Here is a 23940-nt window from a genome sequence, read left to right on the forward strand (position 1 = left end):
ATTGCCTCTAAGTGCGCGTCCAATGACTTCATTGGGCGTTTCTGCATTTATATGGTTTGCAGTTAGGTACTTCAGCATCTTTTCTTGATCTTGTCTGGTGGCAATCTATACTAGCGCCCTGCAAAATATTTAGCCTAGGATCCTTAGTCGCCATGCAAGTTTCAGATTTTCATTTTGATCTACCCGATGAGTTGATCGCTCGTTATCCAATGCCAGATCGTACCTCAAGTCGTCTGCTGCACCTGACGGGTAATAGCGGAGAGCTTCAAGATAAAAACTTTACGGATGTATTAGACTCGATCAATGAAGGCGATTTATTGGTGTTCAATAATACTCGAGTGATTCCTGCTCGCGTATTCGGTCGTAAGGCCAGTGGCGGAAAGATTGAGGTCTTGGTTGAGAGAATGGTGGATGAGCACACTATCTTGGCTCATGTTCGCTCTTCTAAATCACCTAAGCCAGGTACGCAATTGTTCCTTGGTGATAAAGATCAATACTCGGCTGAGATGATTGCTAGGCACGGCGCTCTATTTGAGATTCGCTTCAGCTCAGACAAGGCAGTACTGCAGATCTTAGAAGAGGTTGGGCACATGCCTTTACCTCCCTATATTGATCGCCCAGATGAAGACTCAGATCAAGAGCGCTATCAAACGGTATACAATGAGAAACCAGGCGCGGTGGCAGCACCTACTGCGGGACTGCACTTTGATGATGTGATTCTTGAAAAGATTAAGGCCAAAGGCGCTAAACTCGCTTTTGTTACCTTGCATGTTGGTGCAGGTACCTTTCAGCCGGTAAAAGTAGATAATATTCTCGAGCACCACATGCATGCTGAGTATGTCGAAGTCACTCAGGAAGTGGTTGATGCCATCAATGAAACCAAGGCATCTGGTGGCCGTGTCATCGCTGTTGGCACAACGTCTGTGCGTTCGCTAGAGAGTGCAGCTCAAGATGCTCGTAATAATGGTACTGAGCTTAAGCCTTTCTTTGGCGATACTGACATCTTTATCTACCCCGGTTATGAGTTTCAGTTGATAGATTGCCTGTTAACCAATTTCCACCTGCCTGAGTCGACCTTGATCATGTTAGTCAGTGCGTTTGCTGGCTATGACAATGTGATGGGTGCTTATAAGCATGCAGTAGAGCAGGCGTATCGCTTCTTTAGTTATGGCGATGCGATGTTTGTGACTCGTAAGGGTTTGTAAGTAAGTTGAAAAGTTAGAAACCGTTTCGGTTTATTCGGAAGGGTTCTATACAATTCTTTTTCTGAGAGTTGCTGTTTTATGGGGGCCTTGTTTCGCAAGGCCTTTCGCGTAAAACTTAGCAACTCTTTTTTGGGACAAGTCTGAAAGTCGATTAATGTCCTAAACTAACCGTCAGATTGTTTCTCTGGCGCATTGGAGTTATTAGTGAAATTTGAACTAAAGAAAACCGACGGTGTAGCTCGTCGTGGTCAACTAGATTTTGAACGAGGTTCTGTTCAAACCCCTGCTTTCATGCCTGTAGGTACCTATGGCACAGTGAAAGGCATGACACCAGAGGAAGTAAAGGGGACTGGCGCTGAGATTCTATTGGGCAATACCTTTCACCTTTGGCTTAGACCTGGCCAAGAAGTGATGAAGCTGCATGGTGATTTGCATGACTTCATGAACTGGCAAGGTCCTATCCTTACGGATTCAGGTGGTTTTCAAGTATTCAGCCTAGGTGATATCCGTAAGATCACTGAAAAGGGTGTGCATTTCCGTAACCCAGTAAATGGTGACAAGATTTTCATGGATGCTGAGAAATCTATGGAAATTCAAAAAGATCTTGGCTCTGATGTAGTGATGATCTTTGATGAATGTACGCCTTACCCAGCAACGCATAACGAAGCACAGAAATCGATGGAGATGTCTCTTCGTTGGGCTCAGCGCTCGCGCGATCACTTTGATAAGCTAGAAAACCCTAATTCTCTATTTGGAATTGTGCAGGGTGGTGTTTACGAAGATCTGCGTGATGTTTCAGTTGAAGGTCTGACTAAGATCGGTTTTGATGGTTATGCGGTTGGTGGTCTTGCTGTGGGTGAGCCAAAAGAAGACATGCACCGTATCCTTGAGCATACGTGTCCGCAATTGCCTATCGACAAGCCTCGCTACCTAATGGGTGTAGGTAAACCTGAAGACTTGGTAGAAGGTGTTCGTCGCGGTATCGACATGTTTGACTGCGTAATGCCGACTCGAAATGCACGTAATGGTCACCTGTTTGTGACTGGCGGTGTGATCAAGATCCGAAACGCGAAACATAAAACGGATACAACCCCTCTAGATCCTGAGTGTGACTGTTACACTTGCCAGAACTATTCTAAATCGTATTTGCATCATCTAGATCGTTGTAATGAGATCTTGGGCTCTCGCCTGAACACCATTCATAACCTTCGTTACTATCAGCGCTTAATGGAGAGCATCCGCACAGCGATTGATGAAGACAGGTTTGAATCTTTTGTAGAAGAGTTTTATGCGCGTCGTGACCGCGATGTGCCGCCGATGCTAAAAGCTGACGCAGAATAAAAAAACAATCATAGAAGGTGATGTAATCGTACAAATTGTTGCATCTTCCTTAGTGGCTTTATCGCTTACCCCTTGAAAAAGGGCGGATGAGGCCACATTTAGTCTTATAACTTAAATTTATTATTTTTAAAAAGGGGATTTTTAATGAGTCTATTCATTTCTCAAGCTCACGCAGCTACTGAAGGACCTGCTGGTGGCGGTTTTGAAATGCTGATCATGCTAGGTATGTTCGCAGTTATTTTCTACTTCATGATTTACCGTCCACAATCTAAGCGTGTTAAAGAGCACAAAAACCTAATCGCTTCTATGGGCAAGGGTGATGAAGTTCTAACTAGCGGTGGTCTAGTTGGTAAGATTTCTTCAATCTCTGAAGAGAATGATTTTCTTGCTATCGAACTGAACCCAAATAACGAAGTTGTAATCAAAAAGGACTTTGTTACTGCAGTGCTACCAAAAGGTACGCTGAAATCTCTTTAAGAACAGCTAGAGGATCCTCGCTGTGTTAAACCGTTATCCGTTATGGAAGTACTTGATGGTGGTTATGGCCATCTTAGTTGCGGCTTTGTACGCGCTTCCGAATCTTTACGGTGAAGATCCAGCCATTCAAGTCACAGGGGCACGTGGTGCCTCTGTTGATATGGCAACCATGGACTCTGTCACCAATGCTCTTGATAAAGAGAATCTTTCCCACAAATCTATCGCACTAGAGAATGGCTCCATTCTTGTTCGCTTCAATGACACTGATACCCAAATTAGTGCACGTGATGTAATTAGCGAAGCGCTAGGCTCAGATCTTATCGTTGCACTTAACCTTGCTCCAGCCACTCCAAGTTGGCTAGAAAGCATTGGTGCTAACCCTATGAAGCTTGGTCTTGACCTGCGTGGCGGTGTTCACTTCTTGATGGAAGTGGATATGGACGCTGCGATGGACAAGCTGATATCGCAGCAAGAAGAAGCCTTCCGCAGTGAATTACGTGAAGACCGAATTCGTTACCGTGCAATTCGTGCCGGTGAAGATTCAGTTGAAGTGATTTTGCGTGATGCAGAGCAGCTTGCTCAAGCAGAAACCACGCTTAAGTCTAAGCACCCAGACATGATATTTGTTGATTCTGATAGCAATGGTCGCTTTATGCTGACGGCTACCTTCAACGAAGCGCGTCTTACTGAAATTCGCAACTACGCTGTTGAGCAAAATATCACTATCTTGCGTAACCGTGTGAACGAATTAGGTGTTGCTGAGCCATTGGTTCAACGTCAAGGTTCTAGCCGTATCGTTGTTGAACTGCCAGGTGTTCAAGACACTGCGCGCGCTAAAGAAATCCTAGGTGCTACGGCAACACTAGAGTTCCGTGAAGTTGATATGCAGGCAGACTTAGCCGCTGCTGCCAATGGTCGTGTACCAGCAGGTAGTGAAGTTAAGTATGACCGAGATGGTCGTCCGGCTGTATTGAAAAAGCGTGTCATTCTTGGTGGTTCTAGCATTACCGATGCAAGCTCAAGTGCTGATGAATATGGCCGTCCTCAAGTAAACATCTCGCTAGATAGCGAAGGTGGTAGCAAGATGTCTGCTTTCTCTCGTCAGAACATTGGCAAGCTGATGGCAACGGTATTTGCTGAATACAAAGACAGTGGTAAGCGCACACCTGAAGGTAAAGTCATCCTTGATAAGCATGAAGAAGTCATCAACCAAGCGACCATTCAGTCTGCTCTTGGTCGTAGCTTCCGTATCACAGGTATTGACTCTGCTTCTGAAGCACACAACCTAGCATTGCTACTTCGTGCCGGTGCATTGATTGCGCCAATCTCGATTGTAGAAGAGCGTACCATTGGTCCTTCTATGGGTCAGCAGAATATCGATATGGGTATTCAGGCGTGTATCTGGGGTATGGTGGCAGTAATGCTATTTACTCTTATTTACTACCGTAAGTTTGGCTTTATTGCCAACATGGCACTAATGGCGAACCTTGTATTGATTATCGGTGTAATGTCGATGATTCCTGGTGCGACAATGACGCTACCGGGTATTGCGGGTATCGTATTGACAGTCGGTATGGCGGTCGATGCCAACGTTCTGATATTCGAGCGTATCCGTGAAGAATTGCGTGAAGGTCGAAACCCTCAGCAAGCTATTCACCAAGGTTATGCGAACGCATTTAGTACCATTGCCGATGCCAACATTACAACGCTACTGACTGCAATCATCTTGTTTGCTGTAGGTACCGGTGCGATTAAAGGCTTTGCTGTGACTCTGTCTATCGGTATTTTAACCTCAATGTTTACTGCGATTATCGGTACACGTTGTGTGGTTAACCTGCTGTACGGCGGCAAGCGTGTTAACAAACTGTCGATCTAATTGAAGGTATTTCCATGTTTCAAATAATGAAAGCTGACAAAACGATCGACTTTATGCGCTGGTCAAAAGGCGCAGTAGTATTTTCGTTGTTAATGATTGCAGCTTCTATCTATACCATTTCAACCAACTGGTTGAACTGGGGTCTAGATTTTACCGGTGGTACTCTGATTGAGGTGGGTTTTGAACACCCAGCTAATCTAGAGGAAATCCGAGCCTCTCTGGATGAAAAAGGCTTTGGCGATGCAACCGTGCAAAACTTTGGTTCTGCTCGTGATGTAATGGTGCGTTTGCGCCCACGTGAAGACCTACAAGGTGAGCAGCTTGGTAGCCAAATCATTCGTGCTCTAGAAGAAGGCACTGGCGAATCTGTTGAGATGCGTCGTGTTGAATTTGTGGGGCCTAATGTAGGTGACGAACTGGCAGAGGCGGGTGGTCTGGCGATCATCGTTTCTCTTATCTGTATCTTGCTGTACGTGTCTATGCGATTTGAGTGGCGTCTGGCTGCGGGTGCGGTACTTGCACTCGCGCACGACGTTATCATTACGGTGGGTATCTTTTCTATCATGCAGATTGAGGTAGACCTGACCATCGTTGCGGCACTATTGACGGTTGTCGGTTACTCCCTCAACGATACCATCGTTGTATTTGACCGGATTCGTGAGAACTTCCGTAAGATGCGTAAGGGTGACTCGGTTGAGATCATCAACGGTGCAATTACTCAGACATTGAGCCGTACCTTGATAACATCCGGTACAACCTTGTTCGTAGTTATTGCCCTATTTACTAAAGGCGGCGCTAACATCCACGGCTTTGCAACAGCATTGCTATTGGGTATCACAGTAGGTACATACTCATCTATCTACGTAGCATCGAACTTGGCGCTGAAACTGGGTGTCTCTCGTGAGCACTTAATGCCACCTCAAGTTGAGAAGGAAGGCGCAGAATTTGACGAAATGCCTTAAGCCTTCGTTTAATTTCTAGTAGTCTTTTAAAGCGGTCAACGGTGAGTTGGCCGCTTTTCTTTTGAGCCCAATGTTGTAAGGAAACACCATGTCAGTAATTACGAATAACAGTGCAGTGACTATGCACTTTGCTATCAAGCTTGAAGATGGGTCTATTGCCGATAGCACCTATCAAATGGGTAAGCCCGCTAAGTTAGTGATTGGTGATGGCAGTTTGAGTGACAACTTTGAGGCATGCTTGCTGGGTTTGCAGGCAGGAGATAAAAATAGTGTTGAGCTAAAAGCGGTCGACGCTTTTGGTTTATCTAACCCAGATAACATTCACCATATGGATCGTGCCAAGTTTGTTGGTGAGGCGCAGGTTGAGGTTGGCACTATCATGGCGTTTAACGGTCCTGATGGTGTAGAGATCCCTGGCATCATTACTGAGATTGCCGGTGATTCAGTGACCGTCGATTTCAACCATCCTCTAGCAGGTCGTGATGTCACCTTCGACGTAGAAATCGTCGCGATTGATTAGCCCTCGAACATCCTACTCTTCAACTAAACTTACCTAGCAGGAATACCCACTCACTATTCGTGGTCATTCCTGTCTTGAGGTTACCTCGATAATATCGGTACAATGGCGCGACTTTGAGTTGCTCATTGACTGGGTAACAAGGCCTTCACTAATGAAAGATAAGACAATGGAAATCCTATTAGCTAACCCTCGTGGTTTTTGTGCTGGTGTAGACCGAGCAATCAGCATCGTCGAGCGAGCGCTTGAGATGTATCAACCACCGATCTATGTCCGTCATGAAGTGGTGCACAACCGTTTTGTGGTAGAAGGACTTAAGGCACGTGGAGCCATTTTTGTCGAAGAACTCAGTGAAGTACCAGACGACAATATTGTTATCTTTTCGGCGCACGGTGTTTCTCAAGCAGTACGCAAAGAAGCCAAGCAGCGTGATTTAACCGTCTTTGATGCAACCTGTCCTCTAGTGACTAAAGTGCATATGGAGGTGGCTCGCGCTAGCCGTAAGAGTATTGAAGTAGTACTTATTGGTCATGCTGGACACCCAGAAGTAGAAGGCACCATGGGGCAGTACGCCAGCGAAACCGGTGGTATGTATCTAGTGGAGAAGCCGGAAGATGTAGACTCACTAGTAGTGAAAGACCCGTCTAATCTACACTATGTGAGCCAAACTACGCTCTCAGTTGATGAAACAGCAGATGTTATCGATAGATTGCGTCAAGTGTTCCCAGAGATCCAAGGTCCACGTAAGGATGACATTTGCTACGCTACTCAAAACCGTCAAGATGCAGTACGCACAATGGCAAATGAAGTAGACGTGATGATAGTCGTTGGTTCTAAGAATTCATCGAACTCGACACGACTCAAAGAACTAGCGGAGAAACTAGGCACTCCAGCCTATCTGACAGACTGCCCTGAAGATCTCGATTCACAGTGGTTCAAGGGTAAGAATAAGGTTGGGATGACAGCAGGAGCCTCTGCACCTGAAGAGCTCGTTAATACGATCTTAGATAAGATCAAGACCTTATCAGATTGCAATGTGGTGACGGAAATTACCGGTCGCGAAGAGAACATGTTCTTCGAGGTCCCTAAAGAATTGCAAGTTAAAGCGGTTTAGCGTTTCTATGAACTAAAAAACGGGCTCCCAATTGGGAGCCCGTTTTGTTTTGTGTTGACTAAGTCCTAAGCGTTTTCAGTGACTGGCTTAGGTTTCTCTTCGTCAAGGTACTCGTCATCGCCCTTGCCTTTCGAGATCTTAATCACCGTGCCTGTAATACCTAGCATCGTTAGTACACCAACTATGGTAGAAACCTGCATACCTAGGCCAAAGCCAAGTGTTGAGTTGTTTAGGATGAAGGTAATAACTACAGTGGTCATGAACATTGCAGGAACCGTTGTTACCCAGTGGAACTTGTTGTGACGCAATAGGTAAGCAGAAGCAGTCCAAAGCATCATTACTGCGGTCGTTTGGTTAGCAAAACCAAAGTAGCGCCAGATAACACCGAAGTCTACTTGAGTTAGGATGCCACCCACAACGAACAGTGGAACAGCCATCATTAGGCGGTTACGCATAGCGCGTTGGTCTAGATTGAAGTATTCAGCAAGGATCAAGCGGCTTGAGCGGAATGCAGTGTCGCCTGAAGTGATTGGCAGGATAACAACACCTAGGAAGGCGATGATGCCACCAAATACGCCCAGTAGACCAAATGATGAGTCATAAACCACTTTACCTGGGCCGCCATTTGCAACCACGTCAGCCAATGCTTCTACAGAGCCGAAGAAGGATAGTGCTAGTGCACACCAGATAAGAGCGATAATGCCTTCACCAATCATTGCGCCGTAGAATACGAAGCGACCATTCTTTTCGTTATCCATGCAGCGAGCCATCAGTGGAGACTGAGTCGCGTGGAAACCAGAGATAGCACCACAAGCGATGGTGATGAATAGAGCAGGCCATAAAGGCAAGTCGTTAGGGTTCATGTTCGAGAACATATCGCTCATTTCAAAGCTACCCATAACGGTGTGTTCACTTGATACCGCAACGGCTGTAATCAGGCCTACCGACATGAAGATCAGTAATGCACCGAACAGCGGGTAGAAACGACCGATGATTTTGTCTACTGGTACGATGGTAGCAATGATGTAGTACGTGAAGATGATGGCAACCATAGTGCCCATGGTCACTGTCATATCGGTTTGGTCATTCACAAGATTTGTGATCATGCCTGCTGGAGCCGATACGAAAACTACACCTACAAGAAGAAGCAGAACAATGGCAAAAATGTTCATAAAGTGTTTTGCGCCATTGCCTAGGTAACGACCTGTCAGCGTTGGTACAGAAGCACCACCGTTGCGTACGGAAAGCATACCAGAGAAGTAATCGTGTACCGCACCCGCGAAGATACAGCCTAATACGATCCAAAGCATTGCTGCTGGGCCGTAAAGTGCACCCATGATTGGGCCGAAGATTGGGCCAACACCTGCAATGTTAAGCAGCTGAACTAGGTAAACCTTTTTCGTCGACATTGGTACGAAGTCAACGCCATCTTGCTTAGTAATTGCCGGGGTTTGACGGTTTTCATTGATGCCGAATATTTTCTCTATCACGGCGCCATAGATAAAGTAGCCTGCAATCAATGCTGCTACACAGGTAAGAAACCACATCATAATTTTATTCTCTTTAGGGTTCGGGTTTGTTTCACAAAAATTTCTGATTACATAATATGAAAACCCCAGTGCAACTACATTCGGAGCTTGGGTTAGTGGTCGAATAGTCATTTAAGTGGCGAAATATCCGCTTGAGTGGTTTAGAGAAAGGCTACTTTTTAGGTAATGTGATCTGTGTATGCTAAGCTCTTAAAAAACAATATGTTAAGTGAGTCACAATGAAAGGATTTAAGCTGGTTCTACTGTCTGTTATTCCATTTCTGTTTGCCTGTGCAACCGGAGATGAGGCAATGGCCGAGAAGGGTGATTGGGAAGGCATAGGTTATGCCGATGGTGTGAAAGGACGCTCTCAGCGTTCCTATTCCACTCTCAATGAGCTTGGCTCTGCCAATATGGGCGATTATGAAAAGGGCTATAGCAAAGGCGTTGCAGAGTTCTGTAACCCTAATTTTGCCTATCAAATGGGATTGTCTGGCGTGTATTACGAAGGGGTTTGTTCAGGTACCAAAGATGCGCAAAAATTTCGTATGGAGTGGCAACGTGGTTGGAATGAGAGCAGCCAAGCCAGCTATTAAAATAACGAACTTACTGCTCCTCAAGTACAAGCCAAGGAAAGGATTTATCCGCGAATAAATCCTTTTTGTTGCTCTAGTTGCTGCTGAGCTTGTTGTCGGTCTTGCCCAGTAAGCTGCATCATGATCGCAAGCTTTACTTGCATATCGGCATCAAATAACACCTTTTCGGCTTCTTGTTCACTGCACTCGGTAGCCTGTATAATAATTCTCACCGCGCGTGCATTCAGTTTTTCATTACTGGGTTTAACATCGACCATCAGGTTTTGATAAGCCTTACCTATCTTAATCATACTGGCTGTGCTCAACATATTAAGCACTAACTTCTGCGCAGTTCCTGCTTTTAATCGAGTCGAGCCCGTCAACACCTCTGGCCCCACAACGGGACTAATTGCGGTCTTAGCCAAAGAAGCAATGGCTGAATCCGGATTGCAAGACAGTGAAACTGTATAAGCACCCAGAGCATTAGCATAGTTTAAAGCGCCAATCACATAAGGGGTTCGGCCACTGGCTGCGATACCTACAACCACATCTTTATCTGTTAGGTTCAGCTGCTTTAGGTCTTGCTCGGCTAGGGTTAAGCTATCTTCCGCTCCTTCTTGAGCGCGAAACATCGCCTCTTTACCCCCGGCAATTAACCCGATCACCATGTTGTCATCCACGCTGAAGGTGGGAGGACACTCAGAAGCATCGAGTACGCCAAGTCGCCCACTGGTGCCAGCCCCAAGATAGATGAGTCGCCCACCTTGCTGGAATGCCTCGCAGATGACCTCTACAGCCTTAGCTATATGTGGCAACTCTTTTTGGATAGCCCTTGGGACTTCCGCATCCGCTTGGTTCATTTTCTCAACGATCTCTAAACAGCTTAGAGTATCGATATCCATGGTCTCAGGATTTCGATTTTCTGAGACTAATTTTGACAGTGAGTCGATCAATGTACTTTGTGACATGTAAAACCTTATTCTGGGTTGTAGACGACGCCAAGAGAGGTAGCTTGGCGTGCTCCTGTGACCTTAGGTAGATTGCTGGGAAGATGATGAATGCGGCGATAGGCCAGCCAAGCAAAGGCCAGTGCTTCCATATAATCACTGCTAATGCCTTGAGAATCCGTAGTATCAAGACTCCAATCTGCTAGCAGTACCTGTAGCCTTTGCATCAGCGCTGAATTGCGAGCGCCCCCACCACAGACCAATAACTGGTCACTATTTTGAGTGTTGTAGAGTTGGCACTGCTGGGCAATGCTAAGGGCTGTAAACTCTAGGAGCGTTGCTTGCACATCTTCAGCTAGCAATGGCTCTGCCATCTCATTAAGAATATTCTCTAGCCACGCCAAGTTGTAGTGCTCTCTACCTGTGCTCTTTGGTGGAAGCTCGAATAGGTAGGGGTCTTGCATCAATTGGCTCAGCAAGTGTGGATGAATTTTACCACTGCGAGCAAAAAGCCCATCATGATCAAATTGCTTGTTAAGGTGTTTTTGCACCCAGGCATCCATCAACATGTTGCCCGGCCCAGTATCGTAACCAAGCACCTCTCCTGTAGGTCGAAGCACTGAGATATTAGAGATGCCTCCAATGTTCAATATTAACTTACAACCACTGGTTACCGTGAACAAGGTTTGATGATAGGCAGGCACCAAGGGAGCGCCTTGACCACCAAGGGCCATATCTTTGCGTCTAAAATCTGCTACCGTGGTAATGCTGGTGCGAACCGCAATCAGGTTGGCGTCACCAATTTGAGTGGTAAAAGGGGTATCGCCCGTAGGCTGGTGATAAACGGTTTGACCGTGACAGCCGATGGCGGTGATCTCGGTAGAGTCTAGTTCTAGAGACGACAAAAACGCCTTAACCGCATCGGCGTACAGCACAGCAAACTGATGATCGAGTGTGCCAAGTTCTTGTAGCGTCGTAGATTGCCCTTGGCATACGTTCAATGTTCGTTGTTTTAGGTCTTTGGGTAGAGGGAATTCAAAGGTCTCGAGGCAATGGGTTTTGCCATGCTCAAAGTGAGCGAGAGCGAGGTCGACACCATCTAAACTAGTGCCAGACATGATTCCAATATAGAGCTCTTTTTTGTCCATATTTGAGGGGTCAAATCCGTTCAGTCATTGTCAAAATACAATAAACTGAATACCCTGCTAATGCCACACTAGATATGCGATATAAGGATGAAAGATGGGCCCGCTTTGGTTAGATGTTGAAAGCTTTGAAGTTGATGCAGAAGAAAAGGAAATCTTGCAGCACCCTACGGTAGGAGGTGTGATCCTTTTTGCTCGTAACTACCACGATAATGAGCAGCTACAAGCTTTAACTGAGTCTATCCGTGCTGCTGCGAAACGCCCAATATTGATTGGTGTTGACCAAGAGGGTGGTCGAGTACAGCGCTTTCGAGACGGATTTACTCGCATCCCTGCAGCGCAAAGCTTTGCTACTCACTCCAATGGTGAACAACTCGCGAAGCAAGCAGGCTGGTTAATGGCGTCAGAAGTGATCGCACATGGTATTGACCTTAGTTTTGCCCCTGTTTTAGACCAAGGGCATCAGTGCTTGGCGATAGGCTCGCGCGCTTTTGGTGAAGATAAAAAGACCATACTTCGTCATAGCACGGCATATATGCTTGGCATGAGACAGGCGGGTATGGCCACAACAGGCAAGCACTTTCCTGGCCATGGTGGTGTAGTTGCTGACTCCCACAAAGAGACCCCTATTGATCAACGCGAGAATATCTTTGATCTCGATATGGATATCTTCCGCGCGCAGATTAATGCAGGACTACTTGATGCAATGATGCCTGCGCATGTGATTTATCCAGCTTATGACGATAAGCCTGCCAGTGGCTCTGAATATTGGCTTAAGTCGGTACTTCGTCAAAAGCTAGGCTTTCAAGGCTTGGTATTCTCTGATGATTTAAACATGGAAGGGGCGGGTATCATGGGTGGCGCCGCAGATAGGGCAATACAAAGCCTAAACGCGGGGTGCGATATGGTTCTGATGTGCAACAACCGCGAGCGAGCTGTACAGATCCTTGATGCTCTACCTGTCACTGAGGTGCCAAAGGCACAGCAACTAGTGAAGAAAAAGTCTTTCCATTTGAACGAACTGCGTACCAGCAGAGAGTGGAAAGAAGCGACGGAAAGTTTAGCTAAAGCCGAGCTTTTCCTTTAACACCTTCAAATAACGCCTGCTAACAGGGGCTTGGTGGCCACCAATGGTGATGATTTCCGCCAAGCCTTGATCCAGTAATTTAATCTCGCGAATCGCTTTTGGACTGACTAGGTATTGTCGATGGCAATGCATCAGTGAGGTTTTCTCTTCAAGTACCTTCAGAGTTAATTGACTGCTGGTGGTGTGTTCACTGGTTTGTATATTCACACCGCTAATATCGCTATAGGCCACCTCAATATCCTCCACCGGAACCAACATTATTCTGTTGTGGCCAATACACGGTACTTGCTCGAGCGTGGCTGGAGTAATGGCGGATAGATCATTGCTAAGTTGTTCTTTATTAAAGCGTTTAATGAGTCGGCAAACCGTTTTTTCTAGTCGCTGGGGGTCAACAGGCTTGAGAAGATAATCAAAGGCATTGTCCTCAAAGGCTTGCAGAGCATATTGATCATAGGCAGTAATAAACACGACCAATGGCATAGTGTCTGGGTCTAGCATGCTTAGCAATTCAATACCGGATACCTGCGGCATGTGGATATCTAGAAATACCACATCGGGTTTCAAGGTATTGATCTTTTGTAGCCCTTGTATGGCATTTGCTGCTTGATCAATGACTTCTATCTGCTGTGTTTGTTCGAGAAGCTCTATAAGCTCCTCTCTAGCAAATAATTCGTCATCGATGACGAGGGCTTTAAGCATGCTTGTCCTTATGGTTGCTTGGGATGATAAAACTCATTCGAGTGTAATTGTTGGGGTCGCACTCAATCTTCAACTGGTATTGCTCCCCAAAGTAGTTTGTTAGACGCTTGGCGACAATCTGCATACCCAATCCGGTCTGGTCTTTGTTCTCAGGTTCATAAGAACCGGCATTATCTTCTACGGTAATACGATCGCCAGTGGCATCAGGGCTGCTATAGATCTTCACTATGCCATTTTCTAACAGGTTAGAGACACCGTGCTTAATGGCATTTTCCACTAAGGGTTGCAGTGTGAAGCTGGGTACCATTTTGTCTAACAGATGCTCTGCAATATCAATCTCAACCTCTAACCGGTCGACAAAGCGTGACTTCTCGATGGTTAGGTAAGAATTGACGTGTGTTAACTCTTCTCTAAGGGTAACAAATTCAGTATTTCGCTTCAGATTGCCACGAAAAAACTGTGAAAGATGCTGGATAAGTTCTCTGGCTTTGTGAGGATCTCGACGCGTTATGGCACTAATAGTGTTCAATGCATTGAACAAGAAATGTGGGTTTACCTGCGCATGCAGCAGTTTGATCTCAGCCTGAGAGAGCAGCATCTTTTTCTGCTGATATTCACTGTTGAGGATCTGGCTGGAAAGTAGCTCTGCAATCCCTTTTGCCATTGTCATGTTGATGGAAGAAAAAAGCTTCACCCTTGGCTCATACAGCTTGATAGTGCCAATAACCTTATCGTCGGCAATAAGGGGAATAACCAATGCAGACCCTAGTTTACAGTCAGAGGAGAGGGAGCATTGATAAGGACTTTCTCTCCCATCTAGGTAGATTATTCGCTGCTCTCTGATAGAGGTGTGGGTGTATTCAGAAGAGATTGGCGTATTGGGCCTATGATGATCCGAACCAATGCCTTCGAAGGCTAATATCTTATCTTTATCGGTAATGGCAACCGCGCCCACATGGGTTTCATCTTGAATAATTGACGCTATTTTCTGCGCGCTTTGTGTATTGAGCCCATCGGACAATACGCCGACGCTTCTCTCTGCAATATTTAGCGCTCGTCTCGAGTAAGCCGAAGAGTATTTTTCTAAAATGGCGCGCCTATCTTGCAGAATGCTAATAAAGAATGCCGCGCCAAGGGAGTTGGCCAGAATCATAGGTATAGCGATAGCCTCTACCAGCGATATTGCTTGTTCCATGGGCTTGGCGACAATCACAATGATCAGCATCTGCATAATTTCAGCTACCAAGGTGACGTTAAATACGATCACAGCACTGAACAGGCGATCTGTCTTGCCTTTTTTGACCATATACAAGTGCACTAGACCGCCAATTAACCCTTCAGCCGTAGTAGAAATGGCACAAGCCAGGTCGGTAAATCCGCCCATTGAGTAGCGGTGCATGCCACCAGTGAAACCCACCGCGAATCCAACCAATGGCCCGCCAAATATTCCACCAAGTACCGCACCAATTGCGCGAGTGTTAGCGATAGCATCATCAATCTGCAAGCCAAAATAGGTACCAAGAATACAGAACAGTGAAAACATCACATAACAGATAAGTTTGTGGCTGCGCCTCTCTGAAATATTGAGAAGAGGGATAACCAATGGAGTCTTACTTAGGGTGTAAGCCACCATAAGGTACACACACATTTGCTGTAGGAGAGAAAGGATTAATTCCATTTTGGTGAACTCAGCGCAATAGATACCCCTAATTCTATACTTATTGTTGTTTTGGGCTGGATTTTTTATTGTGAAAACAAGGGGTAGAGCACTCGTGAGGTGAGCGGATAACGACAGCAAATAATCATCATTAATTACCGGTGTAAATTTTAATTTACAGTAAGTGTAACTTATAGCGTACAAAGTTGTTGATTTTAATTCTGAGTTAGGTATTGTTTGGGGCATACCTTGAAAGTTTATGTACAGATTTATTTACGGTGACACTATGCAACGCAGCGAACTTAGCAACATTCATATCAGTGACGAACAAATCCTTATTACTCCAGAAGAGCTAAAGGCAAAGATTCCTTTAAGTGAATCTGCAAGACAGTTTGTTCAACAATCGCGTGAAACAATTGCTGATATCATCAAAAAGAAAGATCACCGCTTACTGGTAGTATGCGGCCCTTGCTCTATTCATGATGTTGAAGCGGCTAAAGAATATGCGAAGCGTTTAAAGGCATTGTCTGAGGTTGTTGGTGATCAGCTATACCTTGTGATGCGAGTGTACTTTGAGAAGCCTCGTACTACGGTAGGTTGGAAAGGTCTTATCAATGACCCGCATCTAGATGGATCATTTGATATTGAACACGGCCTGCACACAGCGCGTAACCTGCTGGTGGAACTGGCAGAAATGGGTATCCCTCTTGCAACAGAAGCGCTAGACCCAATCAGCCCACAGTACGTGGCAGATACCTTTAGCTGGTCAGCGATTGGTGCTCGTACTACTGAGTCGCAAACACACCGTGAAATGGCCAGTGGCTTATCAATGCCTGTTGGCTTCAAAAACGGTACTGATGGCAGTCTTTCTACTGCGATTAATGCAATGCAAGCGGCATCGTCTAGCCACCGATTCATCGGTATTAACCGTGAAGGACAAGTTGCACTGCTGACGACCAAAGGCAACCCAGATGGTCACGTTATTCTTCGTGGTGGTAAGCAGACTAACTACGATTCAGTGTCTGTTCGTGAGTGTGAAGATGAATTAGCAAAAGCGGGCCTAGACGCCGCGCTTATGATTGACTGTAGTCATGCGAACTCTCGTAAAGATTTTCGTCGCCAACCATTGGTTGCGTCTGATGCCATTCAACAAATCAGAGAGGGTAATAAATCTATTATTGGCCTGATGATTGAAAGTAATATTAATGAAGGCAATCAAGGTTCAGATATTCCTCTAGACCAAATGAAATACGGTGTTTCTATTACTGATGCATGTATCAATTGGGAATCAACTGAGGCACTATTGACTAAAGCTCATGAAGAGCTGATTCCGTTTTTACAAGACAGATTGAAGTAAGTAGTAGAGTACGAAAATGGCAAAGGAACTACAGGGTTTAAGAGATAAGATTGATTCAGTAGACAAGCAAATGCTTGATCTATTGGAGCAGCGATTGAAGTTGGTGGAAGAGGTCGGTGAGGTTAAGAGCGAACATGGTCTGCCTATCTATGCCCCAGATCGTGAAGCAGCAATGCTAGCATCACGTCGACAAGAAGCAGAAAAACGTGGCGTTCCTGCTCAACTTATTGAAGATATCCTACGCAGAGTCATGCGTGAGTCCTATGCCAGTGAAAAAGACTCTGGCTTCAAGTGCCTTAAACCCGATTTGGGTGATGTGGTCATTATCGGTGGTAATGGTCAGCTAGGTGGCTTGTTCAAGAAGATGTTTGAGCTGTCTGGCTATAAGGTCAATGTTGTTGGTAGCAAGAACTGGCACGAAGCGGACTCATTATTTGCAACAGCGGGTCTGGTGGTAGTTACTGTACCCATCAACAAGACTGAGTCGGTCATTGCTAAGCTAGGCAACCTGCCTAAGGATTGCATCTTATGTGACTTCACTTCCATTAAAGCCAAGCCATTACAGGCAATGATGGATGTTCACGCAGGCCCAGTAGTGGGCCTTCACCCAATGTTTGGACCCGATGTACCTAGTCTTGCGAAGCAGGTTATCGTTCATTGTAAAGGACGCGACGCAGAGAGCTATCAATGGCTTTTAGACCAGTTTGCTATCTGGGGTGCAAGTCTATGTCCTATGGATGCAGAGCAACACGACAATGGCATGACCTTGATTCAGGCGCTTCGTCACTTTACCTCTTTTGCTTATGGCTTACATTTAAGCAAAGAAAACCCAAACATTGATACCTTGCTGAAATTAAGCTCGCCAATTTATCGCCTTGAGATTGCGATGGTCGGTCGACTGTTTGCCCAGGACCCTGATCTTTACGGGGATATTATTCTCTCTTCAGAGCAAAACGTGGAGATGATCAAACGCTTCCATGCTCGATTCGGTGAGGCGTTGGCGTTATTGGATAACCACGACAAAACAGCCTTTGTAGAGCAGTTTAATGCGGTATCAGGATGGTTTGGCGACTACTCACAACAATTTATGAGTGAGAGTCAAAACCTGTTGAAGCAAGCTAACGATTCAATACAAAGAAGCTAAATAAAGAAAGGGCCGCAATTTGCGGCCCTTTTACTTATCACTGATAGCTAGGGTCTGTTGACCTTTTGCGATTAAATTTTGCTCGACTAGAAACCATTTAATCAAGGCGAGGGGCTTGCCGCCTAGTCATCTAAGCAAAAGACGCTCAACGACGAGTAAATGGTTTCTAGCCGAGCCCTTCGGGTAGCGTTTGTTGGGCATTTCTACGGCGTTAGTCCCTTTTCATGTGGAACCACCACACCTAAAAGTGACTGCCTTGTTTAAATACCCAACAAATCGCTACAAAAATAAACTCAAAAGATCAACAGACCCTAATATCTGAACGCTAATTATTTAGTCACACGCTTGTACTTGATGCGATGTGGTTCAGCTGCTTCAGGACCAAGAGTCTTCTTCAGCCATTCCATGTATTCGTTGTAGTTACCTTCGTAGAAGTTAACCTGACCCTCATCACGGTAGTCGATGATGTGAGTTGCGATACGGTCAAGGAACCAACGGTCATGCGAGATAACCATTGCACAACCAGGAAACTCAAGTAGAGCCTCTTCTAGTGCACGCAAGGTTTCAACATCAAGGTCATTGGTTGGCTCATCGAGAAGCAATACGTTGCCGCCCGTTTTAAGAAGCTTAGCAAGGTGAACACGGTTGCGTTCACCACCAGAAAGCTCGCCGATGATTTTTTGCTGATCTGAGCCTTTGAAGTTAAAGCGCGAGCAGTAAGCACGTGCTGGAATTTCAAAGTTGTTGATCTTGATGATGTCAGCACCCTCAGAGATCTCTTGGAAGACTGTCTTCTTGTTATCCATGCTGTCACGGAACTGATCAACAGAGGCCAGCTTGACGGTATCACCCATTTCAACACTGCCTGAATCAGGCTGTTCTGTGCCGCTAAGCATCTTGAATAGAGTAGATTTACCTGCACCGTTGGCACCAATAATACCGACGATAGCACCCTTAGGCATGCTAAATGACAAGTCATCGATTAGGACACGGCCATCAAAAGATTTGGTTAGGTTCTTAACCTCGATAACCTTATCACCTAGACGCTCACCTGGTGGGATGAACAATTCATTGGTTTCGTTACGCTTCTGACGATCACCGCTTTGCAGTTCTTCAAAGCGAGCCATACGAGCCTTAGACTTAGATTGACGGCCTTTAGGGTTTTGACGAACCCACTCAAGCTCTTTCTCGATAGTCTTTTGACGAGCGCTCTCTTGAGATGATTCTTGTTGTAGACGTGCATCTTTTTGCTCAAGCCAAGAGGTGTAGTTACCTTGCCATGGAATACCTTCACCACGGTCAAGTTCTAGAATCCAGCCAGCAGCGTTATCTAGGAAGTAACGGTCGTGGGTAATTGCCACAACGGTGCCTGTATAGTCAACAAGGAAGCGTTCTAGCCATGCAACAGACTCTGCGTCCAAGTGGTTGGTTGGTTCATCAAGAAGCAACATATCAGGCTTCTCAAGAAGCAGACGACAGATAGCAACGCGGCGACGCTCACCACCCGATAGGTGTTCAATCTTTGCATCCCACTCAGGTAGGCGAAGTGCATCAGCAGCACGTTCAAGAGAGTTCTCAAGGTTGTGTCCGTCTTTGGCTTGGATAAGCGCTTCTAGGTCACCTTGCTCTTTAGCGAGAGCATCAAAATCAGCATCAGGTTCAGCGTAAGCCGCGTAGACCTCGTCTAGGCGCTTCATTGCACCCGCTACGTCTGATACTGCTTCTTCAACGATTTCACGAACAGTCTTGGATTCATCCAGCTTTGGTTCCTGTGGAAGGTAACCAACGTTCAGTCCTGGTTGAGGACGTGCTTCACCATCAATGTCTGTATCGATACCCGCCATGATGCGAAGAAGTGTCGATTTACCAGCACCGTTTAGACCTAGAACACCAATCTTGGCGCCAGGGAAGAAACTGAGTGAGATGTCTTTTAGGATTTGACGTTTTGGTGGCACAATTTTGCTCACCCGAGACATGGTATAGACGTATTCAGCCATTACCTAGAGATCCTGTGTTAAATGGAGATAAAGCGTTATTTTATACCATGCGAGCGCTTTTTGTTACTGCGTAAGACGCAAAATCCTACCTCCTTGAATTCATAAATAGTTATTTACATGTTTCTTACAAATGTCACCAATTGTTGCGTATTATGAAAGAAGGCAATTGAACCATTATCATCACCGTAAGAGAGAAATATGTCTGCATTCATCAAATGGTTAGGAGTAGGGGTAGGGATGGTTTCCCTATCTGTCTCAGCATTAACACTGCAACAACAGCGAGATATTTATGAGGAAGCTCAATCTCTAATCACTGAAAACAAGTTAGCCGAATATCAACCTCTTAGAAAACAAATAGATAGTTATGCACTGACGCCTTATCTGGATTATCGCGTGTATATGGCTGATATCGCGACGCGTACTCCTGATGAAGTCGAGCAGTACATTAAAGACCACTATCAATACCCTTTTTCTCAGTCGGTGAGAGGGGCTTATCTTGACGCTTTAGTTGAAGCGGAAGATTGGCACGGTTTTTATCGCTTTCAAGCCAATAAACCGCGAATGCAAAGCTATCAATGCAGCTATTACTTTGCTCAGTATCAAGTAGGTAAAACCGTTGATGCATTCAAGGGTGCGTCAGAGTTGTGGCTGACGGGCTCGAGTGTCGCCCCTGAGTGTGATGAATTATTTGAAGCTTGGAGTGACGCAGGGTTGCGCAAGGATGAACTGATCTTGCAACGTATTGAGCTGGCATTTGCACGTCGGAATGGTCGATTATTGAATTACCTAAAAGATCTACCCAAGTCGGAAGCCGCAAGAGAAAACGCGGTCGCCATCTATAACCTCTACAAAAATAAATCGAAGATAGAAAAGTTTGCCACTTCTCAGCCTCAGAATGAGATAAATAAGAACGTCTCGTTGGCCGCGTTAAAACGCATTACGTATCAAGAAGCGAATCCAGAGCTTGCCATACAGGTATTAGACAATGTGGCGAAGGCTCAGCAATTTTCCGATAAAGAGTACCAGGATACGGCGGATTACATCGCTTATAGCTTGATCAACACGGAAGACGAAGACCTTGCTAAATGGCGAGATAAAGCGCTTTTGAGCAGCACTAACCCCAAATGGCTGGAGCGAAGAGCGCGCTTAGCCATTCAACATCAGGATTGGGAAGGTCTCGATGTGTGGATCAGCAAGTTGCCAAGCAAAGAGAAAAACTCCAAGCGCTGGAAGTATTGGCAAGCTCGTACGGATATCGCTTTAGGTGATGTTGAGCAGGGCAAGGCTCAAATGCAGAGTCTACTCGGTAGCAGAAACTTCTACAGCATTGCTGCTGCAGACTACCTAGGTAAGCCGATTAAATACAGCACCTCTGTGTTGACTGAGCAGAAGGCATCGGTCAAGCCATTCTCATCATCACTGTCGCGAATAAAAGAACTGATTGCCGTTGATAAGATCACTGCTGCAAAGCGTGAGTGGCGCTGGTTATTGGCCCGCGCCAATGCCGAACAGAAAAAAGCATTGGCTCAATATGCGGCGTCGATGCGTTGGAATCACCTAACGGTCATTGCCACTATCGATGCCAAGATGTGGGATCACATTAGTTTGCGTTTTCCTATTGCGCATCAATGGTGGTTTAACTTTTATGCTGAGAAATACGACCTTGATCCGGTGACCCTGATGGCTCTGGCAAGACAAGAAAGTGCGTTAGATATTGATGCCCAATCACCTGTTGGCGCGCGCGGACTCATGCAGATTATGCCAAAAACAGCCTCATACACGGCCAAGAAATACGATATCGACTACGCCGGTGAAGAAGAGCTTTTTGAGGTGAACAAGAATATAGAAATAGGTAGTCAATACCTTGCGGGATTACTTGGTGACTATCAGGGCAATCGCATACTGGCGTTTGGTGCTTATAACGCAGGGCCACATCGGGTTAAGCTATGGAGAGCGCGCACTGGTGGTAAAGTAGATGCCTACTCGTATATAGAAGCGATTCCATTTAAAGAAACACGTGGCTACATCCAAAATATCCTGATGTTTGAGGTCTATTACCGCGACATTTTAAACGAGCAAGGGTCATTTTTATCTGACTTAGAGTCTGAAATGAAGTATTAATAGGGGAGTTTCAATTAGTCAGTCAACATACTATGAATTCAGTTGAGCAAGAGTGGCAAAAGCTGCTTTTCACCATTGCCAAGGCCACAGAAGAAGGAGAGCATCAGACGCTACTGTCGATTATGCTCACTCCTGACGAAAAAGAGGCCTTGGTCACTCGCGCTAAAATTTTGCATAAATTGCTTAATGAGAAATGCTCACAGCGCCAGATCAGCCAAGAACTTGGTGTAGGTATTGCGACGGTAACGCGTGGCTCTAATGAGTTAAAAAGGCGTTCAGAAGAGGAGCAGCAACTGGTTTCTCGCCTGCTTAAACCCTTTATAGAATAAAGCCTCAGCACTAATTAAAGATACTGAGGCTTTAGTGTTGTTTGTGATCAAGACGCTTAAAAGGCGTCTTGATTAACAAATGGAATCAGAGCCAAGATCAAAGCTTGGTGATACACACTGCTTCGGCTCAATCGGTTATTAGTTAAGATACCAATCGCGCCGCCTTTTTGTTTTATATTGTTTGTGTCATAGACTTCATCCATAGCATCGCCGAGTTCTTTGCCTTGCCCTATTAAGCTCAGTACCTTGGGAGGCAGCATCAAACTAGACGAGCGTGATTCTCCATGCTGATCTTTTGATTCGATGACCATCCACGCGAACGTGGCATTGCCTTCAATACCCGCCTCAAGACCCACATAATAATCCGCACTCTGGATGACCTGTTTTGCATTTGAAACTCGATTTTGAGCGCCTAATTTTGTCTCTTCGTTAGAGAGAGGTTGATCACTCACTCCGCTATCAACGCTTACACCATCAAAACTGAAGGCTTGCTCAGGAAATACCTCACCAAAAGCACTTTCCACCGCTTTTATTTTGGCAGGGTTCAGAGAGGCGACAATGACTGTTTGCATTTCAATGCTCTCCTAAGGAACCTTAATCTGAGTAGGCTTGATATTCTCACTTGGATAACAGCCCAACACTTTTAGGAAACGAGTGATTTTCACTAGTTCGTTGATGGCCATTTGGGTAGCTTGTGAGTCTAAGTGCGCCTCAAGGTCCATATAGAACATTTCTTCCCAAGGGTTACCCATTATTGGGCGAGATTCTAGCTTGGTAATGTTGATGCTGTGGCGCTGTAATACCAATAGTGTTTCAACAAGCGAACCAGCTTCTTGAGAGGTGGACATAATCAGGGTTGTTTTTGCTGGGATCTGATCCGAAACGCTAACAGACTTGCGAGCGACAACAATAAAGCGGGTATGGTTTTCTGTTTGGTTGGCGATATTTTCTTGGACGTTTTGCAGGCCATACAGCTTGCCACTTAATGCGTTACCAATAGCGGCTGCATCAGGGCGATTAAGTTCTTTCACCTTCAGCATAGCATCCGCTGTACTTGCACAGGTCTCCAGTTTAACGCCCTTTAAGCGTCCCAAGAAGTCACTGCATTGCTGGTGAGGCTGTGGATGAGAGTAAAGGGTCTTAATCTCTTCTAATCGCACGTCTATTGTGGATAGTAAGCAGTGCTCAATAGGCTGTGATAGTTCTCCAACGATATACAGGGTAGTGTGCTGAAGAAGGTCGTATACCTCGTTGATAGAGCCAGAGCTGGTATTCTCTATTGGCAATACGCCGTAGTCGGCATGTCCGGACTCAACCGTTTTGGTGACCTCTTTAAAGGAATCACAGTTGAGTTCTATAAGGTCGGTATTACGACGGCTGAAGTAATCGCGACTTGCTAAGTGTGAATATGATCCTTTAGCCCCCAAGAAAGCGACTCTTGCTAGTGGTTTACGTTGCAGAGCAGGGTTCACTAGGTTTTGCAGGTAGGATTGCTGTAGCAATACAGAATCTTCAATGATGGTGTGAAACACCTTAGTAATGTATTCCGCATCCAATTGGTACTTGTCTTTACCATTGTTAATCAGCTTTACAAGGAGCTGCTGCTCTCTATTGGCATCGCGAACAGGCTTCGATGTTTCCACTTTGCTTTTCGCAACTTCTAGGCTCAAGCTACGACGTTCTGACAGCAAGCTCAGTAGCTTGTCATCTAGAACATTGAGTCGATTGCGAATTTCATCGAGAGAAAGTGGTGTTTCAGCCATTCCTAATTCCTTTATATGGGGGTTGCGAAAGTGATATACGATTCACAATAAGCTAAGGCGGGAATTAGGGTCAAGGAAAAACAGCGCCATTGAGGCGC

At 45.6% G+C, this 23940-nt stretch carries 21 protein-coding genes; 13 read left to right on the forward strand and 8 right to left on the reverse strand.

Annotation, left to right across the window (positions count from 1 at the left end):
• Nucleotides 1–152: 152 nt before the first annotated feature.
• The 7 genes from queA to ispH all read left to right on the forward strand — a co-directional run bounded on the left by queA (nt 153) and on the right by ispH (nt 7492).
• Nucleotides 153–1205 carry a tRNA preQ1(34) S-adenosylmethionine ribosyltransferase-isomerase QueA gene (gene queA, locus D5I41_RS10360; protein WP_119009733.1) on the forward strand — a complete coding sequence of 351 codons (1053 nt, stop codon included), beginning with the start codon at nt 153–155 and terminating at the stop codon, nt 1203–1205.
• Between the two features lie 204 nt (nt 1206–1409).
• Nucleotides 1410–2546 (forward strand): tRNA guanosine(34) transglycosylase Tgt, encoded by a 1137-nt coding sequence (gene tgt / locus D5I41_RS10365; RefSeq protein WP_119009734.1) that lies wholly within the window; start codon nt 1410–1412, stop codon nt 2544–2546.
• Nucleotides 2547–2690: 144 nt separating this feature from the next.
• On the forward strand, nt 2691–3023 hold the full coding sequence (yajC, locus tag D5I41_RS10370) for a preprotein translocase subunit YajC (RefSeq protein ID WP_119009735.1): 333 nt from the start codon (nt 2691–2693) through the stop codon (nt 3021–3023).
• Nucleotides 3024–3045: 22 nt separating this feature from the next.
• Nucleotides 3046–4899 carry a protein translocase subunit SecD gene (gene secD, locus D5I41_RS10375; RefSeq protein ID WP_119009736.1) on the forward strand — a complete coding sequence of 618 codons (1854 nt, stop codon included), beginning with the start codon at nt 3046–3048 and terminating at the stop codon, nt 4897–4899.
• 14 nt (nt 4900–4913) lie between these two features.
• Nucleotides 4914–5861 (forward strand): protein translocase subunit SecF, encoded by a 948-nt coding sequence (gene secF, locus D5I41_RS10380; protein WP_119009737.1) that lies wholly within the window; start codon nt 4914–4916, stop codon nt 5859–5861.
• Between the two features lie 88 nt (nt 5862–5949).
• Entirely contained in the window at nt 5950–6381 is a 432-nt protein-coding gene (gene fkpB, locus D5I41_RS10385; protein ID WP_119009738.1) for an FKBP-type peptidyl-prolyl cis-trans isomerase, read from the forward strand.
• 166 nt (nt 6382–6547) lie between these two features.
• Complete coding sequence (gene ispH, locus D5I41_RS10390) at nt 6548–7492, forward strand: 4-hydroxy-3-methylbut-2-enyl diphosphate reductase (protein WP_119009739.1); 945 nt, start codon at nt 6548–6550, stop codon at nt 7490–7492.
• Nucleotides 7493–7557: 65 nt separating this feature from the next.
• On the opposite strand, the gene D5I41_RS10395 is transcribed toward ispH, so the two are convergent.
• Entirely contained in the window at nt 7558–9042 is a 1485-nt protein-coding gene (locus D5I41_RS10395) for a carbon starvation CstA family protein (RefSeq protein WP_119009740.1), read from the reverse strand.
• Between the two features lie 218 nt (nt 9043–9260).
• On the opposite strand from D5I41_RS10395, the gene D5I41_RS10400 reads away from it, so the two are divergent.
• Complete coding sequence (locus D5I41_RS10400; protein WP_119009741.1) at nt 9261–9617, forward strand: DUF2799 domain-containing protein; 357 nt, start codon at nt 9261–9263, stop codon at nt 9615–9617.
• Between the two features lie 44 nt (nt 9618–9661).
• Here the strand turns inward: D5I41_RS10400 and murQ are convergent, their stop codons facing one another.
• Together murQ and D5I41_RS10410 are read right to left on the reverse strand one after the other, a co-directional pair.
• A complete protein-coding gene (gene murQ, locus D5I41_RS10405; protein ID WP_119009742.1) occupies nt 9662–10564 on the reverse strand; it encodes an N-acetylmuramic acid 6-phosphate etherase in 903 nt (300 codons plus the stop codon).
• An 8-nt stretch (nt 10565–10572) separates the two neighbouring features.
• A complete protein-coding gene (locus D5I41_RS10410; protein ID WP_119009743.1) occupies nt 10573–11691 on the reverse strand; it encodes an anhydro-N-acetylmuramic acid kinase in 1119 nt (372 codons plus the stop codon).
• Between the two features lie 94 nt (nt 11692–11785).
• On the opposite strand from D5I41_RS10410, the gene nagZ reads away from it, so the two are divergent.
• Nucleotides 11786–12775 (forward strand): beta-N-acetylhexosaminidase, encoded by a 990-nt coding sequence (gene nagZ / locus D5I41_RS10415; protein WP_119009744.1) that lies wholly within the window; start codon nt 11786–11788, stop codon nt 12773–12775.
• Here the strand turns inward: nagZ and btsR are convergent.
• Together btsR and D5I41_RS10425 are read right to left on the reverse strand one after the other, a co-directional pair.
• Nucleotides 12749–13474 (reverse strand): two-component system response regulator BtsR, encoded by a 726-nt coding sequence (btsR, locus tag D5I41_RS10420; RefSeq protein ID WP_119009745.1) that lies wholly within the window; start codon nt 13472–13474, stop codon nt 12749–12751. The genes nagZ and btsR overlap by 27 nt on opposite strands.
• Complete coding sequence (locus D5I41_RS10425) at nt 13467–15152, reverse strand: sensor histidine kinase (protein WP_162892821.1); 1686 nt, start codon at nt 15150–15152, stop codon at nt 13467–13469. Before D5I41_RS10425 ends, btsR begins: the two co-directional genes overlap by 8 nt.
• A 265-nt stretch (nt 15153–15417) precedes the next feature.
• On the opposite strand from D5I41_RS10425, the gene D5I41_RS10430 reads away from it, so the two are divergent.
• A complete protein-coding gene (locus tag D5I41_RS10430) occupies nt 15418–16488 on the forward strand; it encodes a 3-deoxy-7-phosphoheptulonate synthase (RefSeq protein ID WP_017031266.1) in 1071 nt (356 codons plus the stop codon).
• A gap of 16 nt (nt 16489–16504) precedes the next feature.
• Entirely contained in the window at nt 16505–17632 is a 1128-nt protein-coding gene (tyrA, locus tag D5I41_RS10435; protein ID WP_119009747.1) for a bifunctional chorismate mutase/prephenate dehydrogenase, read from the forward strand.
• A gap of 329 nt (nt 17633–17961) precedes the next feature.
• On the opposite strand, the gene ettA is transcribed toward tyrA, so the two are convergent.
• The gene (gene ettA / locus D5I41_RS10445; protein ID WP_119009748.1) at nt 17962–19629 is read right to left on the reverse strand and encodes an energy-dependent translational throttle protein EttA; all 1668 of its coding nucleotides are present in this window, start codon (nt 19627–19629) and stop codon (nt 17962–17964) included.
• A 198-nt stretch (nt 19630–19827) separates the two neighbouring features.
• Here ettA and D5I41_RS10450 point away from each other — a divergent pair, with 198 nt between their 5' ends.
• Nucleotides 19828–21750, forward strand: a complete 1923-nt coding sequence (locus D5I41_RS10450; RefSeq protein WP_119009749.1) for a transglycosylase SLT domain-containing protein — start codon at nt 19828–19830, stop codon at nt 21748–21750.
• A 32-nt stretch (nt 21751–21782) separates the two neighbouring features.
• Nucleotides 21783–22079 (forward strand): trp operon repressor, encoded by a 297-nt coding sequence (trpR, locus tag D5I41_RS10455; RefSeq protein WP_017243547.1) that lies wholly within the window; start codon nt 21783–21785, stop codon nt 22077–22079.
• A 56-nt stretch (nt 22080–22135) separates the two neighbouring features.
• Here the strand turns inward: trpR and yjjX are convergent, their stop codons facing one another.
• Both yjjX and pheA read right to left on the reverse strand, forming a co-directional pair.
• The gene (gene yjjX / locus D5I41_RS10460; RefSeq protein WP_119009750.1) at nt 22136–22651 is read right to left on the reverse strand and encodes an inosine/xanthosine triphosphatase; all 516 of its coding nucleotides are present in this window, start codon (nt 22649–22651) and stop codon (nt 22136–22138) included.
• A gap of 12 nt (nt 22652–22663) precedes the next feature.
• Complete coding sequence (gene pheA, locus D5I41_RS10465) at nt 22664–23842, reverse strand: prephenate dehydratase (RefSeq protein ID WP_119009751.1); 1179 nt, start codon at nt 23840–23842, stop codon at nt 22664–22666.
• Between the last annotated feature and the right edge of the window lie 98 nt (nt 23843–23940).

It is taken from the genome of Vibrio superstes (assembly GCF_003569005.1).
Taxonomy (GTDB): domain Bacteria; phylum Pseudomonadota; class Gammaproteobacteria; order Enterobacterales; family Vibrionaceae; genus Vibrio; species Vibrio superstes.

Coding starts and splice junctions, on each gene's coding strand:
- nagZ (WP_119009744.1), top strand. CDS start 11,786: ATGGGCCCGCTTTGGTTAGATGTTGAAAGCTTTGAAGTTGATGCAGAA.
- yjjX (WP_119009750.1), bottom strand. CDS start 22,651: ATGCAAACAGTCATTGTCGCCTCTCTGAACCCTGCCAAAATAAAAGCG.
- D5I41_RS10395 (WP_119009740.1), bottom strand. CDS start 9,042: ATGATGTGGTTTCTTACCTGTGTAGCAGCATTGATTGCAGGCTACTTT.
- fkpB (WP_119009738.1), top strand. CDS start 5,950: ATGTCAGTAATTACGAATAACAGTGCAGTGACTATGCACTTTGCTATC.
- secF (WP_119009737.1), top strand. CDS start 4,914: ATGTTTCAAATAATGAAAGCTGACAAAACGATCGACTTTATGCGCTGG.
- D5I41_RS10450 (WP_119009749.1), top strand. CDS start 19,828: ATGTCTGCATTCATCAAATGGTTAGGAGTAGGGGTAGGGATGGTTTCC.
- btsR (WP_119009745.1), bottom strand. CDS start 13,474: ATGCTTAAAGCCCTCGTCATCGATGACGAATTATTTGCTAGAGAGGAG.
- trpR (WP_017243547.1), top strand. CDS start 21,783: ATGAATTCAGTTGAGCAAGAGTGGCAAAAGCTGCTTTTCACCATTGCC.
- pheA (WP_119009751.1), bottom strand. CDS start 23,842: ATGGCTGAAACACCACTTTCTCTCGATGAAATTCGCAATCGACTCAAT.
- queA (WP_119009733.1), top strand. CDS start 153: ATGCAAGTTTCAGATTTTCATTTTGATCTACCCGATGAGTTGATCGCT.
- ispH (WP_119009739.1), top strand. CDS start 6,548: ATGGAAATCCTATTAGCTAACCCTCGTGGTTTTTGTGCTGGTGTAGAC.
- D5I41_RS10400 (WP_119009741.1), top strand. CDS start 9,261: ATGAAAGGATTTAAGCTGGTTCTACTGTCTGTTATTCCATTTCTGTTT.
- D5I41_RS10410 (WP_119009743.1), bottom strand. CDS start 11,691: ATGGACAAAAAAGAGCTCTATATTGGAATCATGTCTGGCACTAGTTTA.
- tyrA (WP_119009747.1), top strand. CDS start 16,505: ATGGCAAAGGAACTACAGGGTTTAAGAGATAAGATTGATTCAGTAGAC.
- yajC (WP_119009735.1), top strand. CDS start 2,691: ATGAGTCTATTCATTTCTCAAGCTCACGCAGCTACTGAAGGACCTGCT.
- D5I41_RS10430 (WP_017031266.1), top strand. CDS start 15,418: ATGCAACGCAGCGAACTTAGCAACATTCATATCAGTGACGAACAAATC.
- ettA (WP_119009748.1), bottom strand. CDS start 19,629: ATGGCTGAATACGTCTATACCATGTCTCGGGTGAGCAAAATTGTGCCA.
- murQ (WP_119009742.1), bottom strand. CDS start 10,564: ATGTCACAAAGTACATTGATCGACTCACTGTCAAAATTAGTCTCAGAA.
- D5I41_RS10425 (WP_162892821.1), bottom strand. CDS start 15,152: ATGGAATTAATCCTTTCTCTCCTACAGCAAATGTGTGTGTACCTTATG.